The organism is Streptomyces sp. NPDC102258 (assembly GCF_055584685.1).
The window spans coordinates 197,458-213,871 of record NZ_JBVJLO010000013.1; the positions used below are offsets into that span (position 1 = coordinate 197,458).

Sequence of the window (16,414 nt, forward strand, 5' to 3'; positions counted from 1 at the left end):
CCTCCGCGACCTTGACGACCTTGAACACTTCGACGACGGGGATGGCGTGACCATGGTGAACGAGGAGAAGTACCTCGATTACCTCAAGCGGGCGACGACCGATCTCCGCGAGGCCCGGCGCCGACTGCGCGAGGTGGAGGAGCGCGAGCAGGAGCCGATCGCGGTGGTGGCGATGAGCTGCCGCTACCCCGGCGGCATCGACACCCCCGAAGCCCTGTGGGAACTCGTCGCCCGCGGCGGCGACGCCGTCACGCCGTACCCGGCCGACCGGGGCTGGCCGGCCGAGGTCCTCTTCGACCCCGACCCGGACAGCGGCATCGAGGCGTACGAACAGGTCGGCGGCTTCCTGCACGACGCCCACCACTTCGACCCGGCGTTCTTCGGGATCTCGCCCCGCGAGGCCCTCGCCATGGACCCCCAGCAAAGGCTCCTCCTGGAGACCTCCTGGGAGGCCTTCGAACGCGCCGGAATCGACCCCGCCACCCTGCGCGGCAGCCGCACCGGCGTCTTCGCCGGCCTCATGTACCACGACTACGCCGCACGGCTGTTCAGCGTCCCCGAGGAGATCGAGGGCTTCCTCGGCAACGGCAGCTCCGGCAGCATCGCCTCCGGCCGCATCGCCTACACCCTCGGCCTGGAGGGCCCGGCCGTCACCGTCGACACGGCCTGCTCGTCCTCGCTCGTCGCCGTCCACCTCGCCGTGCAGGCGCTGCGGAGCGGCGAGTGCACCATGGCCCTGGCCGGCGGTGTCACCGTCATGTCGACCCCCGGCACCTTCACCGAGTTCAGCCGCCACCGCGGCCTGGCCGGCGACGGCCGCTGCAAGTCCTTCGCGTCCGCCGCCGACGGCACCGGCTGGGGCGAGGGCGCGGGCATGCTCGTCCTCGAACGGCTCTCCGCCGCCCGCGAGAACGGCCACCCCGTCCTCGCCGTCGTCCGCGGCACCGCCGTCAACCAGGACGGCGCCAGCAGCGGACTGACCGCCCCCAACGGCCCCTCCCAGCAGCGCGTCATCCGCGAGGCGCTCGCCGGGGCCCGGCTCTCGCCCGCCCACATCGACGTCGTGGAGGCCCACGGCACCGGCACCACCCTGGGCGACCCGATCGAGGCACAGGCGCTGCTGGCCACCTACGGCCAGGACCGCCCGGAGGACCGGCCGCTGCTGCTCGGCTCCATCAAGTCGAACATCGGCCACACCCAGGCGGCCGCCGGCGTCGCCGGGATCATCAAGATGGTCATGGCGATGCGCCACGGCGTGCTGCCCAAGACCCTCCACGTGGACGAGCCCACCCCGAACGTCGACTGGTCCGAGGGCGCCGTCCGGCTGCTCACCGAGGCCGAGCGGTGGCCCGAGACCGGCGCGCCCCGCCGGGCCGGCGTCTCCTCCTTCGGCATCAGCGGCACCAACGCCCACACCATCATCGAGCAGGCCCCGGCCCCCGCGACGGCTCCGGAGACCGCCGGACCGGCCGCCGCCCCGGTCTCCGTACCGCCCCTGTGGAACCTCTCCGGCAAGACGCCCGCTGCGCTGCGCGCCCAGGCCGCGAAGCTGTCCGCGTACCTGACCGCCCACCCCGGGCAGCGCCCCGGCGACATCGCCCGCTCCCTCGCCACCGCCCGCACCGACTTCGAGCACCGCGCGGTCCTCACGGCCGCCGACGGGCCGGGACTCACCCGCGCCCTGGCGGCCCTCGCCACCCTCGCCCCCGAGGAAGCCGCCCCGGGCGTCACCCGGGGCCGCCCGGTGGCCGGGAAGCTGGCGTTCCTCTTCACCGGGCAGGGCAGCCAGCGCCTGGGCATGGGCCGCGAACTGTACGACACCTGTCCGGTGTTCGCGGACGCGCTGGACGAGGTGTGCGCCCGTATCGAACTGCCGCTGAAGGAGGCGCTGTTCGGTACGGACGCGGAGGTGCTGGACCGTACGGAGTACGCCCAGCCCGCGCTGTTCGCGGTCGAGGTGGCGCTGTTCCGGTTGCTCGAAGCGTGGGGTGTGCGGCCCGATTTCCTGTCCGGGCACTCCATCGGCGAGATCGCCGCCGCGCACGTGGCGGGCGTCCTCTCGCTCGATGACGCGTGCACGCTGGTCGCGGCGCGCGGCCGGCTGATGCAGGCGCTTCCGGCCTGTGGTGTGATGATCGCGGTGCAGGCGTCGGAGGACGAGGTCCTGCCGCTGCTCACCGATGGCGTGAGCATCGCCGCCGTCAACGGGCCGCGTTCGGTGGTTGTCGCCGGTGACGAGGACGCGGCGGCCGCCATCGTGGCGGCTTTCCCGGACCGCAAGTCCAAGCGCCTCACCGTTTCGCACGCCTTCCACTCCCCGCACATGGACGGCATGCTCGACGCTTTCCGCGAGGTCGCGCGCGGGCTGACGTACGCGGCTCCCCGCATCCCGGTCGTCTCGAACCTGACCGGCGCCCTCGTGACGGACGAGATGACCTCGCCCGAGTTCTGGGTCCGCCACGTCCGCGAAGCCGTCCGCTTCCTCGACGGCGTCCGCACCCTCGCCGCCCGCAACGTCGTCCACTTCGTCGAGATCGGCCCCGACGCCGTCCTGTCGGCCCTCGCCCCGGAATGCCTGCCCGACGACTCCGGACAGGCCGCCTTCGTGCCCGTCCTGCGCACCGGCCGCCCGGAGAGCGAGACCCTGACCGGCGCCCTCGCCCGGCTGCACGTCCGCGGCGCGTCCGTCGACTGGGACGCGTACTACGCGGGCACCGGCTCCGCGCACGTCGACCTGCCCACCTACGCCTTCCAGCGCGAGCCGTACTGGCTCGACGCCGGACGCCCCCCGGGCGACGTGTCCGCCGCCGGCCTCGGCACGGCCGGCCACCCGCTGCTCGGCGCCGCCGTCGCCCTCGCCGACCTCGACGGGTTCCTCTACACGGGCCGGCTCTCCCTGGACACCCACCCCTGGCTCGCGGACCACGCCGTGGGCGGCTCCGCCGTCCTGCCCGGCAGTGCCTTCGTGGAACTGGCCATCCGGGCCGGTGACCAGGTCGGCTGCGACCTCCTGGAGGAACTCACCCTCCACGCGCCCCTCGTCCTGCCCCCGGACGGGGCGGTCCAGCTCCAGCTGTGGGTGGGCGCCCCCGACGCCACCGGCCGCCGCCCCCTCGGCGTCCACTCCCGCCCCGAACCCGCGGCCGACGACGCCGACGCCGACACCGCCGAACTGCCCTGGACCCGGCACGCGGACGGCGTCCTCACCGTCGGCGCCCCCCAGCCTTCCGCCGCCCCCGCCACCTGGCCGCCCGCCGACGCCACACCCCTGTCCGTCGAAGGGCTGTACTCCGGACTCGCCGAGGCCGGACTCCATTACGGGCCCGCCTTCCAGGGCGTCCGCGCGGCCTGGGTGAGCGCCGAGGCGGCCTACGTGGAGATCGAGATCTCGGAGGAACAGCGCGCCGACACGGCACTGTTCGGCCTCCACCCCGCCCTCCTCGACGCCGCCCTGCACGCCATCGGCCTCGCCGGCCTCGTCGAGGAAACCGGCCACGGCCGGCTGCCGTTCTCCTGGACCGGAGTGGCCCTGCACGCCGTGGGCACCTCCACCCTGCGCGTACGGCTGTCCAAGGCCGGGCCGGACGCGGTCTCGCTGGCGCTCGCCGACGGCACCGGACAGCCCGTGGCCGACATCGCCTCGCTGACACTGCGCGCCGTATCGGCCGAGCCCCCGGCCCCGGGCGGCCCCTACGACCGGCTGTTCCACGTGGCCTGGACCCCGCTGGCCCTTCCCACGACGGCCACCGTCACCGCCGCCGCCCGTCCGCTGCTGCTCGACGGCCCCGACGCGGCCGACGCGCTCGGCGCGGCCCTCGACGCCGACGGGCAGCCCGTTCCGGACACCGTCCTCGTCCGCCTGCCCGCCACGCCGGAGCCCACCCCCGAGGCCGTCCACGCGGCCGCGCACGGCGCGCTGCGTCTGCTGCGGGGCTGGCTCGCCGACGACCGGCTCACCGACAGCCGGCTCGTCCTCCTGACCGGGGGCTCGGTCGCCGTCCGCACCGGTGACCGAGTTACCGACCCCGTCTCGGCCGCCGTCTGGGGCCTGGTGCGTTCCGCACAGTCCGAGCACCCGGGCCGTTTCGTCCTCGTCGACACGGACGACGCCGACGCCTCGGGGACGCCTGCCGAACCGGCCGGTGCCGTCCTGGCCGCCGTCCTCGCCTCCCCGGAGCCGCAGCTCGCCCTGCGCGAGGGCGCCGCGTACGTGCCCCGGCTGGCCCGGGTCCCCGCCGCGCACAGCCCGGCCGAGGCGCCCGCGTACGACGCCGAGGCGACCGTCCTGGTCACCGGAGCCGCCGGTACGCTCGGCCGGCTCGTCGCCCGCCACCTCGTCGCCGAACGCGGCGTACGGCACCTGCTGCTGCTCAGCCGCCGCGGCGACACCGCGCCCGGCGCCGCCGAACTGACCGGCGAACTCACCGCACTCGGCGCGGAGGTGACCTGGGCCGCGTGCGACGCCGCCGACCGGGAGGCGCTGGCCGCCGCGCTGGCCGCCGTACCCGCCGCCCACCCGCTGCGCGCGGTCGTCCACACCGCCGGTGTCCTGGACGACGGCGTGATCGACTCGCTGACGCCCGAACGTCTCGACACCGTCCTGCGGCCCAAGGCCGACGCGGCCCTGCACCTCCACGAACTGACCCGCGGCCTCGACCTGTCGGCGTTCGTCCTCTTCTCCTCCGCGGCCGGCGTCTTCGGCGCGCCCGGCCAGGGCAATTACGCCGCCGCCAACTCCTTCCTGGACGCCCTCGCCCAGCACCGCCGCGCCCGGGGCCTCCCGGCCGTCTCCCTGGCCTGGGGCCTGTGGGACGACGCCGACGGCATGGCCGGCGCCCTGGACCGGGCCGACCTGGACCGGATGGCGCGCGGCGGCGTGCGGGGGCTCAGCGCCTCCGACGGCCTCGCCCTCCTCGACCTCGCCGACGCCCTCGCCCCGACCGGCGGCGACCCGGGCACCGGCACCGGCACCGGCGCGGACGCCGCCCTCCTCGTCCCGATGCGGCTGACCCCGCCCGCCCCCGGCACCCCCGTGGCCCCGCTGCTGCGCGGCCTGGTCCGTGCCCCCGGCCGCCGTACGGCCGCCGCCACGGCCGCCGGGCCGGAGCAGTCCGCGCTGGAGCGGAGCCTCGCCGGGCTGGACGCCGCCGGACGGGAGCGGCTGCTGCTCGACCTGGTGCGCGGCCACGTCGCCGACGTGCTCGGCCACGGCAGTCCGGACGCCGTCGAACCCGGCCACGCCTTCAGCGAGCTGGGCTTCGACTCGCTGACCGCCGTCGAACTCCGCAACCGGCTCGGCGCGGCCGTCGGCCGCCGCCTGCCCGCAACCCTGGTCTTCGACTACCCGACCTCGCTCACCCTGGCCCGCCACCTCGCCGCCGAAACCGGCGGCGACGACGCGGCCACCTCAGGGGGCCAGGCCGGCACTTCCGGCGCAGGCGTCGCTGCCACGGGCGTCGGCGCAGCCGACGATCCGATCGTCATCGTCTCGATGAGCTGCCGCTTCCCCGGCGGCGTCAGCAGCCCCGAAGAGCTGTGGCGGCTGTTGGAGGGCGGCGGCGACGCCATCACCGGCTTCCCGTCCGACCGGGGCTGGGACGTCGAGTCGCTGTACCACCCCGACCCCGACCACCCCGGCACCTCGTACACCCGCCACGGCGGCTTCCTGCACGACGCCGCCGCCTTCGACCCCACCTTCTTCGGGATCAGCCCGCGCGAGGCCGTCGGCACCGACCCGCAGCAGCGGCTGCTGCTGGAGACCACCTGGGAGGCCTTCGAGCGGGCCGGGATCGACCCCGCCACCGTGCGCGGCAGCCGGACCGGCGTCTTCGCGGGCGTCATGTACCACGACTACGCCGCCCTGCTGGAGCGCTCCGCCGAGGGCGCGGACGGCTCGCTGGGCTCCGGCAGTACGGGCAGCATCGCCTCGGGGCGCGTCTCGTACACCTTCGGACTCGAAGGCCCCGCCGTCACCATCGACACCGCCTGCTCGTCCTCGCTGATCGCCCTGCACATGGCGGTCCAGGCCCTGCGCACCGGTGAATGCGACCTGGCCCTGGCGGGCGGTGTCACCGTCATGGCCACGCCGGGCACGTTCGTCGGCTTCAGCCGCCAGCGCGGCCTGTCGGCCGACGGCCGCTGCCGCGCCTTCTCGGCCGACGCCGACGGCACCGGCTGGGGCGAGGGCGTCGGCATGCTGCTGGTCGAGCGGCTCTCGGACGCCCGTCGCCTCGGACACCCGGTCCTGGCGGTCGTGCGCGGTTCGGCGATCAACCAGGACGGTGCGAGCAACGGCCTGACCGCGCCCAACGGGCCGTCCCAGCAGCGCGTGATCCGGGCCGCGCTGGCCGGCGCCGGCCTGTCGGCCGGAGAGGTCGACGCGGTCGAGGCGCACGGCACCGGTACCACGCTCGGCGACCCGATCGAGGCACAGGCCCTGCTGGCCACCTACGGCCAGGACCGGCCGGAGGACCGGCCGCTGCTGCTGGGCTCCGTCAAGTCGAACCTCGGCCACACGCAGGCCGCCGCCGGTGTCGCGGGCATCATCAAGATGGTCATGGCGATACGCCACGGCGTCCTGCCCAAGACCCTGCACGCGGAGCGGCCGTCGCCGCACGTGGACTGGTCGCAGGGCGCCGTCAGCCTGCTGACCGAGACGGTCCCGTGGCCCGAGACGGGCCGCCCGCGCCGGGCGGGCGTCTCCTCGTTCGGCATCAGCGGCACCAACGCCCACACCATCATCGAGCAGGCCCCCGACGCCGAACCGGCCCCGGCCGCCGGGCCCGTCCCGGGCGGCGCGCTGCCCCTGACCCTCTCGGGCCGCACCGAGCGGGCCCTCGCCGACCGGGCCCGGGCCCTGAGCGCCCACCTGGCCGCCCACCCCGGCCTGGCCCTGGCCGACGTCGCCCATTCCCTGGCGACCACCCGCGCCGCCTTCGACCACCGGGCCGTGATCGTGGCGAAGGACACCGCCGCGGCCACCACCGCCCTCGACGCGCTCGCCGCGGGCCGCAGCGCCCGCGGCCTCACCCGCGACACCGTCCGCAAGGGGGGCCGCACCGCGTTCCTGTTCACCGGCCAGGGCAGCCAGCGCCTCGGCATGGGCCGTGAACTGTACGACGCCCAGCCGGTGTTCGCCGAGGCACTGGACGCGGTCGGCGCCCACCTCGACCTGGCCCGGCCGCTCAAGGACGTCCTGTTCGGGACCGACGCGGAGCTGCTCGACCGGACCGAGTACGCCCAGCCGGCGCTGTTCGCCGTCGAGGTCGCCCTGTTCCGGCTCCTCGGATCCTGGGGCGTCACCCCCGACTTCGTCGCCGGGCACTCCATCGGCGAGATAGCGGCGGCGCACGTCGCCGGAGTCCTCTCCCTCGCCGACGCCTGCGCCCTGGTCTCCGCCCGGGGACGCCTGATGCAGGCGCTGCCGGCCGGCGGCGTGATGATCGCCGTCCAGGCCGCCGAGGACGAGGTCCTGCCGCTGCTGACGGACCGGGTGAGCATCGCCGCCGTCAACGGCCCGCGCGCGGTCGTGATCGCCGGTGACGAGGACGCGGCGACCGCGGTCCTGGCCGCCTTCCCCGACCGCAAGTCCAAGCGCCTCACCGTCTCGCACGCGTTCCACTCACCGCACATGGACGGCATGCTGGACGACTTCCGCCAGGTGGCGGCGGGTCTCACGTACGAGAGCCCGCGCATCCCGGTCGTCTCCAACCTGACCGGCGCCCTGGTCTCCGACGAGATGGGCTCGGCGGACTTCTGGGTGCGCCACGTCCGCGAGGCCGTCCGCTTCCTCGACGGCGTCCGCGCCCTGGAGGCGGCCGGGGTGAGCACGTACCTCGAACTCGGCCCCGACGGCACGCTGTCCGCCCTCGCCCACGAGTGCGTCACCGACCGCACCGCCGCCGCCTTCGCCCCCGCGCTGCGCGCCGACCGGCCCGAGGCGCAGACCCTCGCCACGGCGCTCGCCCGGGTCCACGCACGCGGCGCGGCGGTCGACTGGCACGCCTACTTCGCCCCGGCCGGCGCCCGGCGCGTCGACCTGCCCACCTACCCCTTCCAGCGCGAGCGCTACTGGCCGGAGACCGGCACCCCGCTGCCCGGCGACGCCACCGGCCTCGGCCTCGCGGCGGCCGGACACCCCCTCCTCGGCGCGGCGGTGTCCCTCGCCGACGCCGACGGATGCGTCCTCACGGGCCGCCTCTCGCTGCGCACCCACCCGTGGCTGGCGGACCACACCGTCATGGGCTCCGTCCTGGTCCCGGGCACGGCCTTCGTCGAGCTGGCCCTGCACGCCGGCGAGCGGGTCGCGGCCCCGGCCCTCGACGAGCTGACCCTCCAGGCGCCGCTGGTCCTGCCCGACTCCGGGGACGCCGTCCAAGTGCAGGTCACCGTGGGGGCGCCCGACACCTCGGGCCTCCGCCCGGTCGCCGTCTACTCGCGCCCGGCCGGCGCCGACGCGGCCGGCGTGCCCTGGACGCAGCACGCCGCCGGACTCCTGTCGGGCCGCGTCCGCCCGGCCGCCGCCGACCTCCGGGCCTGGCCCCCGGCCGGTGCGGTCCCCGCCCCGGCGCAGGAGGTCTACGCGCTGCTCGACGCCTCCGGCCTGGCATACGGACCCCTCTTCCGGGGCCTGCGCGACGCCTGGCGGCGGGACGGCGAACTCTTCGCCGAACTCGCCCTGGACGCGGGCGCGCAGAGCGACGCCGAGGCGTACGGGATCCACCCCGCGCTGCTCGACTCCGCCCTGCACGCCCTCGCGCTCGACTCCGCCCTGACCGCCGGACCGGACGCCGACGCCACGGAGGGCGGCCGGCTGCCCTTCGCGTGGACCGGCGTACGCCTCCACGCGGCCGGCGCCACCGCCGCCCGGGTCCGCCTGGCCCCCGCCGGGCCGGGCGCGGTCTCGCTCGAACTGGCCGACCCGGCCGGCCGGCCCGTCGCCTCGGTGGACGCGCTGTCCCTGCGGGCCCTCTCGCCCGCGCAGCTCGACGGAGCCACCCGCGACGGCCGCCCGGACTCCCTCTTCCGGGTCGACTGGACGGCGCTTCCGTCGGACCCGACGGCGGTGGCCGCCCCGGCCGAGGTGGTACGCGCCGTGGTGGGCGGGCCGGTCTCCGGCCTGGAATGCCCCGCGTACCCGGATCTCGCCGAGCTGGCCGCCTCGCCGGCCGAGGTCCCGGAGCTGGTCTTCGTCACCGGCCCGGACCCGGTCGACGGGCCCGGACTGCCGGGAACGGTCCACGCGCGGGCGGCCGAGGGGCTCGCCCTCGTGCACGCCTGGCTCGCCGAGGAGCGGTTCGCCTCCTCGCGGCTCGTCTTCGTCACCCGTGGCTCCGTGTCCGCCCAGCACCCCGGCGACACCGTCCGCGACCTGGCGGGCGCCGCTCTCGGGGGCCTGGTCCGGTCCGCCGCCACCGAACACCCCGGCCGGTTCGCCCTGGTCGACCTGGGCAATGACGGGCAAGCCCTCCCCGAGCGGGCGCTCGTGGCGGCCCTGGCCTCGGGCGAGCCGGAGCTGGCGGTGCGCGGTGGCGCGCTGCTGGTGCCGAGGCTGGCCCGTGCCACGGCTCCCGCCGACGCGGCTCCCGGATGGGACGCCGAGGGCACGGTCCTGATCACCGGTGCGAGCGGTTCGCTGGGCGCTCTGTTCGCCCGGCACCTGGTCACCGAGCACGGCGTACGGAACCTGCTGCTGGTCAGCCGTCGCGGTGACGCGGCGGACGGCGCCGGTGAACTGACCGCCGATCTGGTTGCCTTGGGTGCCGAGGTCACCTGGGCCGCGTGCGACGTGGCCGACCGGGACGCGCTGGCGGCCGTACTGGCCGCCGTTCCCGCCGAACACCCGCTGGCGGCGGTCGTGCACACGGCCGGTGTGCTGGACGACGGAGTGATCGAGTCCCTGACCGCTGAGCGGCTGTCGGCCGTACTGCGTCCGAAGGTGGACGCGGCCTGGAACCTGCACGAGCTGACGGCCGGGCTCGACCTCTCCGCGTTCGTCCTGTTCTCCTCCGCCGCCGGTGTCTTCGGTGGCGCCGGCCAGGCCAACTACGCGGCGGGCAACACCTTCCTCGACGCCCTGGCCGCCCACCGCCGGGCCCAGGGCCTGGCCGCCACCTCGCTGGCCTGGGGCCTGTGGGCCGAGGCGGGCGGCATGGGCGCCGCCCTGGACGCCGAGGACGTCTCCCGGCTCGGCCGGGGCGGCGTGCACGCCCTCACCGCCGCCGAGGGCGTCACCCTGTTCGACACCGCGTGCGCCTCCGGACAGGCCCTGCTGGTGCCGGTCACGCTGGACCCGGCCGCGCTCCGCGCCCAGGCGGCCGGCGGGACGCTCCCGCCGCTGCTGTCGGGCCTCGTGCGGACGCCGCCCCGCCGGGCCGGCACCGCCCCGGCCGCCGCCGGAACGCCTGCGGGACAGCTCGTCGGCCTGTCGGCCGCCGAGCAGACGGCCTTCGTCCTGGACCTGGTCCGCACCCAGGTCGCCGCCGTGCTCGGCTACGCCGGGCCCGGGGCGGTCGAGGCCGACCGGTCCTTCCGCGAGCTCGGCTTCGACTCGCTGACCGCCGTCGAGCTGCGCAACCTGCTCGGCGCGGCCACCGGACTGCGGCTCCCGGCGACCCTCGTCTTCGACTACCCGACCTCGACGGTCCTCGCGGACCACCTGCGCACCGAACTGCTCGGAGCCGCGCCCGCCGCGCCCGCCGCCCCGGTCGCCGTCACCCTCCGGGACGACGAACCCATCGCGATCGTCGGCCTGGGCTGCCGCTACCCCGGGGACGTGCAGTCGCCCGAGGACCTGTGGCGGCTGGTGCTGGAGGGCCGGGACGTCGTGTCCGGCTTCCCCGATGACCGGGGCTGGGACGTCGACGGCCTCTTCGACACCGACCCCGGCCGGGAGGGTACGAGCTACGCCCGCGAGGGCGGATTCCTCTCCGACGCCTCCGCCTTCGACCCGGCGTTCTTCGGGATCTCCCCCCGCGAGGCCGTCGCCATGGACCCGCAGCAGCGGCTGCTGCTGGAGACCTCCTGGGAGGCCTTCGAGCGGGCCGGCATCGACCCCCGGTCCCTGCGCGGCAGCCGGACCGGCGTCTTCGCCGGCGTCATGTACCACGACTACGCCTCCCGGCTCACGGCCCTGCCCGAGGGCGTCGAGGGTTTCCTCGGCACCGGCAACGCGGGCAGCGTCATCTCCGGGCGGCTGTCCTACACGTTCGGCCTCGAAGGCCCGGCCGTCACCGTCGACACGGCCTGCTCGTCCTCCCTGGTGGCCCTGCACCTCGCGGTGCAGGCGCTGCGCAGCGGCGAGTGCTCGCTCGCCCTGGCCGGCGGGGTGACCGTGATGGCGACCCCCGCGGCCTTCGTGGAGTTCAGCCGTCAGCGGGGCCTCGCGTCCGACGGCCGCTGCAAGGCCTTCTCCGCCGGTGCCGACGGCACGGGCTGGGCCGAGGGCGCCGGCGTCCTCCTGGTGGAGCGGCTCTCCGACGCCCGCCGCAACGGCCACCCGGTCCTCGCCGTGGTCCGGGGCACGGCGATCAACCAGGACGGCGCCTCCAACGGCCTGACCGCCCCCAACGGCCCCTCCCAGCAGCGCGTGATCCGCCAGGCCCTCGCCAACGCCGGTCTGTCCGCCGCCGAGGTGGACGCCGTCGAGGCACACGGCACGGGCACCACCCTCGGCGACCCCATCGAGGCGCAGGCGCTGCTGGCCACGTACGGCCAGGAGCGGGCGGCGGACCGTCCGTTGCTGCTCGGATCCATCAAGTCGAACATGGGCCACACGCAGGCCGCCGCCGGTGTCGCCGGCCTGATCAAGATGATCATGGCGATGCGGCACGGGGTCCTGCCCAAGACCCTGCACGTGGACGAGCCCACCCCGCACGTCGACTGGTCGGCGGGTGCCGTGACCCTCCTGGAGTCGGCCACCCCCTGGCCGGAGACGGGCCGCCCCCGCCGCGCCGCGGTCTCCTCGTTCGGCTTCAGCGGCACCAACGCCCACGCCGTCATCGAACAGGCCCCCGAGCCGGAGCCGGAGCCCACCCCCGCGCGGACGCCCGGCAGCCTGCCGTGGCTCCTCTCGGCGAAGGACCCGCAGGCCCTGCGTGACCAGGCGACCCGCCTGGCGGCGCACCTGACGGAACACCCGGACCTGTCCCCGGCCGACATCGGCCAATCCCTGGCCACGACCAGGACCGCCCTGGACCGGCGGGCCGCGGTCGTCGCCGAGGACCGCGAGGGGTTCCTGACGGGCCTCACCGCGCTCGCCGCGGGCGACTGGGCCTCGGGCCTGCTGGAGGATGCGCCGGTGGCCGGGAAGCTCGCCTTCCTGTTCACCGGCCAGGGCAGCCAGCGCCTCGGCATGGGGCGCGAACTGTACGAGGCCTTCCCGGAGTTCGCCGCCGCGTTGAACGCGGTGTGCGAGCGGATGGAGCTGCCGCTGAAGGAGGCGCTGTTCGGTACGGACGCGGAGGTGCTGGACCGTACGGAGTACGCCCAGCCCGCACTGTTCGCGGTCGAGGTGGCGCTGTTCCGGCTGCTCGAAGCGTGGGGTGTGCGGCCCGACTTCCTGTCCGGGCACTCGATCGGTGAGATCGCCGCCGCGCATGTGGCGGGAGTGTTTTCGCTCAACGACGCGTGCGTACTCGTCTCCGCCCGGGGCCGCCTGATGCAGGCGCTTCCGTCCGGCGGCGTGATGATCGCCGTCCGGGCGTCGGAGGACGAGGTCCTGCCGCTGCTCACCGATGGCGTGAGCATCGCGGCCGTCAACGGTCCGGCTTCGGTCGTGATCGCCGGTGACGAGGACGCGGCGACCGCGGTCGTGGCGGCGTTCGCGGACCGCAAGTCCAAGCGGCTGACCGTCTCGCACGCCTTCCACTCCCCGCACATGGACGGCATGCTCGACGCCTTCCGCGAGGTGGCCGAGGGACTGACGTACGCGGCCCCCCGCATCCCGGTCGTCTCGAACCTGACCGGCGCCCTCGTGACGGACGAGATGACCTCGCCCGAGTTCTGGGTCCGGCACGTCCGCGAGGGCGTCCGCTTCCTCGACGGCATCCGCGTCCTCCAGGACGCGGGAGTCACCACGTACCTCGAACTCGGCCCCGAGGGGGTACTCTCCGCCCTCGCGCAGGACGCCCTGGCCCAGGACGCCCCCGCCCAGGACGCGGCGGTCTGCCTCCCCGTCCTGCGCGCGGACCGCCCCGAAGAGGCCGCCCTCGCCTCGGCCCTCGCCCGGGCGCACCTGCGGGGCGTGCCCGTCGACTGGCCCGCGTACTACGCCGGGACCGGAGCCCGCAGGGTCGACCTGCCCACGTACGCCTTCCAGCGGCAGCGCTACTGGCTGGAGGCCCCGGCACACGCCCTCGCGGGCGATGTCGCCTCCGCCGGACTCGGCGCGACCGCGCACCCGCTCCTCGGGGCGGCCGTCGACCTGCCCGACTCGGACGGGTTCCTGTTCGCCGGGCGGCTCTCGCTGCGCACCCACCCCTGGCTGGCCGACCACCGGGTCGCCGGTGCCGTCCTGGTGCCGGGCGCCGCGCTGGTGGAACTGGCCGTCCGGGCGGGCGACCACGCCGGCTGCGGCCGGCTGGACGACCTCACGCTCGAAGCGCCCCTGGTGCTGCCCGAGACGGGCGGGACACAGCTGCGGCTCGCCGTGGCCGAGCCGGACGCGCACGGCCGCCGCTCCTTCCAGGTGTACTCGCGGCCCGAGGAGGCCGCCCCGGACGAGCCGTGGACCCGGCACGCCGATGGCGTCCTCGCCCCGGGAGCTCCCGAAGCCCCCGACGCCGGCGCGGACGTGCTGGACGCGCCGACGGAGTGGCCTCCGGCCGGCGCCGTCGAGTGCCCGGTGGACGGGCTCTACCCCGGCTTCGAGGCCATCGGCCTCGGCTACGGCCCCGCCTTCCGCAACCTGCGCCGGGCCTACCGGCTCGGGGACGAGGTGTTCGCCGAGGTCGCCCTCGCCGAGGACCGCCTCCCGGAAGCGGCCCCGTACGGGCTCCACCCGGCGCTGCTCGACGCCGCCCTGCACGCCGTCGCGTTCGGGGAGTTCTTCCCCGACGGACCCGAGGGCGCACGGCTGCCCTTCTCGTGGGACGGCGTACGGCTGTACGCGGCCGGCGCCGCCACCCTGCGCGTACGGATGGCACCGGCCGGCCGGGACGCGGTGGCGCTGACCCTGTGGGACGGCGCCGGACAGCCCGTCCTCACCGTCGACTCGCTCGTCCTGCGCCCGCTGGCCGCCGACGGCGTCCCCGGGGGCGGGTCCGGTACGGGCATCGTGCGCGAGGCGCTCTTCCGCGTCGACTGGGCCACCCGGCCGCTTCCCGAGACCCGGCCCCTTCCCGGCGGCCCGTGGGCCCTGCTGGGCGCGGATCCGCTCAAGGCGGGCGCCGGCCTGGAACGGGCCGGCCTGCTCGACGACCCGGCCGGGGCGACCCACCCCGACCTGAGCGCCCTCGGCGAGGCGTTCGACCTGGCCGGAGCCCTGGGGGAGCCGCTGCCGGAGACGGTCCTCGTCTCCCTGGCCGCCGACCTCGCGGCGCCGCCCACGGCGGCCGCCGCCCACGCCGCGGCCGGGCACGCCCTGGACCTGGTCCGGGGTTGGCTGGCGGACGAGCGGTTCGCCGCGTCCCGGCTCGCCTTCGTCACCCGCGGCGCCGTCCCCACGGCCCCCGACGAGGACGTGACGGACCTCGCGCACGCGGCGGTATGGGGCCTGGTGCGCTCCGCCCAGGCGGAGCACCCGGACCGGTTCGTCCTGGTCGACCTCGACGGCGAGGACGCCTCCCACGAGGCGCTGCCCGCCGCGCTCGCCACCGACGAGACCCAACTCGCCCTGCGCGCGGGGACCGTACGCGTACCCCGCCTGGCCCGCGCCGCCCTCACCACGCCGTCGGACGGCGGCGGGGCCGCCCTGCCGGACCCCGAGGGCACGGTCCTGATCACCGGAGCCACCGGCACCCTGGGCGGCCTGCTCGCCCGGCACCTCGTCGCCGAGCACGGCGTGCGCCACCTGCTACTCACCAGCCGGCGCGGCGCGGCGGCGGCCGGAGCCGGCGCACTCGCCGACGCGCTGACCGAGGCGGGCGCGCACGTCACCTGGGCGGCCTGCGACGCGGCCGACCGGGACGCCCTGGCCGCGCTGCTGGAATCCGTACCGCGTGAGCACCCGCTGACGGCCGTCGTGCACACCGCCGGTGTGCTCGACGACGGCACCGTCACCTCACTGACCCGGGAGCGGGTCGCGAAGGTGCTCCGGCCGAAGGCCGACGCGGCATGGAACCTGCACGAGCTGACCCGGCACCTCGATCTGACGGCGTTCGTCCTGTTCTCCTCGGCGGCCGGCGTGTTCGGCAACGCCGGGCAGGCCAACTACGCGGCCGGCAACACCTTCCTCGACGCGCTCGCGCAGCACCGCCGGGCCCACGGCCTGCCCGGCCTCTCCCTCGCCTGGGGCCTGTGGGACGACGAAGCCGGCATGGCCGCCACCCTGGACGACCAGGACCGCCAGCGCCTGGGCCGGGGCAGCATGAACGCCCTGTCGGCGGCCGACGGACTGGCCCTCTTCGACGCCGCACTGGCGGCGTCGACGGCCCGGCCCGACGGCACCCGGCCGACGGCCGCGAGCCTGCTCGTCCCCGCCAGGATCGATCTGGCGGCACTCCAGGCCCAGGCCGGCGACCACGTCGCGCCCCTGCTGCGCGGCCTGGTGCGTACACCCGTACGCCGCAGGGCGAGCGGCGGCGCGGACGGGGAGGCCCCCGGCTCGACGGCGCAGCGGCTGGCCGGACTGCCGCCCGCCGAACGGGACCGGGTCCTGCTCGACCTGGTCTGCACCCACGTGGCCCGTGTACTGGGCCACAGGGGGGCGACCGCCATCCAGCCGGGCAGCGCGTTCAAGGAACTCGGCTTCGACTCGCTGACCGCGGTCGAGTTGCGCAACGGCCTCGGCGCCGCCACCGGGCTGCGCCTCCCGGCCACGCTCATCTTCGACCACCCGACCCCCGAACAGCTCGCCGTACACCTGCGCTCCGCACTCTCCCTCGACGGCGACGGACCCGCCGTCTTCGACGAACTCGACCGGCTGGAAGCCGCGTTGGGAGCGGCGGAGGCGGCGGACGCGGACAGCGTCACCCGCTCGCGGATCACGATGCGCCTCCAGGCCCTGACGGCCAAGTGGAGCGCGGGCCAGGACACCGGCCGCACCGCGGCCGACGAGGACGCCGACGAGGACCTCGACACGGCCACCGACGACGAGCTGTTCGACCTGCTCGACGATGAACTCGGCGCTTCCTGAGCGACGCGCCGAGAGACCGCCGGGGCGGGGGGGGGGGGGGGGGGGCCCCCCCCCCCCCCCCCGGGCCCCCCCCCCCCCCCCCCCCCCCCCGCCCCCCCCCCCCCCCCCCCCCCCCCCCCC

General features: G+C 76.2%; 1 protein-coding gene. It reads left to right on the top strand.

The window, feature by feature from the left end; genetic code table 11:
- The first annotated feature begins 52 nt into the window (after positions 1 to 52).
- Positions 53 to 16,294, top strand: a complete 16,242-nt coding sequence (locus ACZ6ZT_RS22615; protein ID WP_469721583.1) for a type I polyketide synthase — start codon at positions 53 to 55, stop codon at positions 16,292 to 16,294.
- The last annotated feature ends 120 nt before the right edge of the window (positions 16,295 to 16,414 follow it).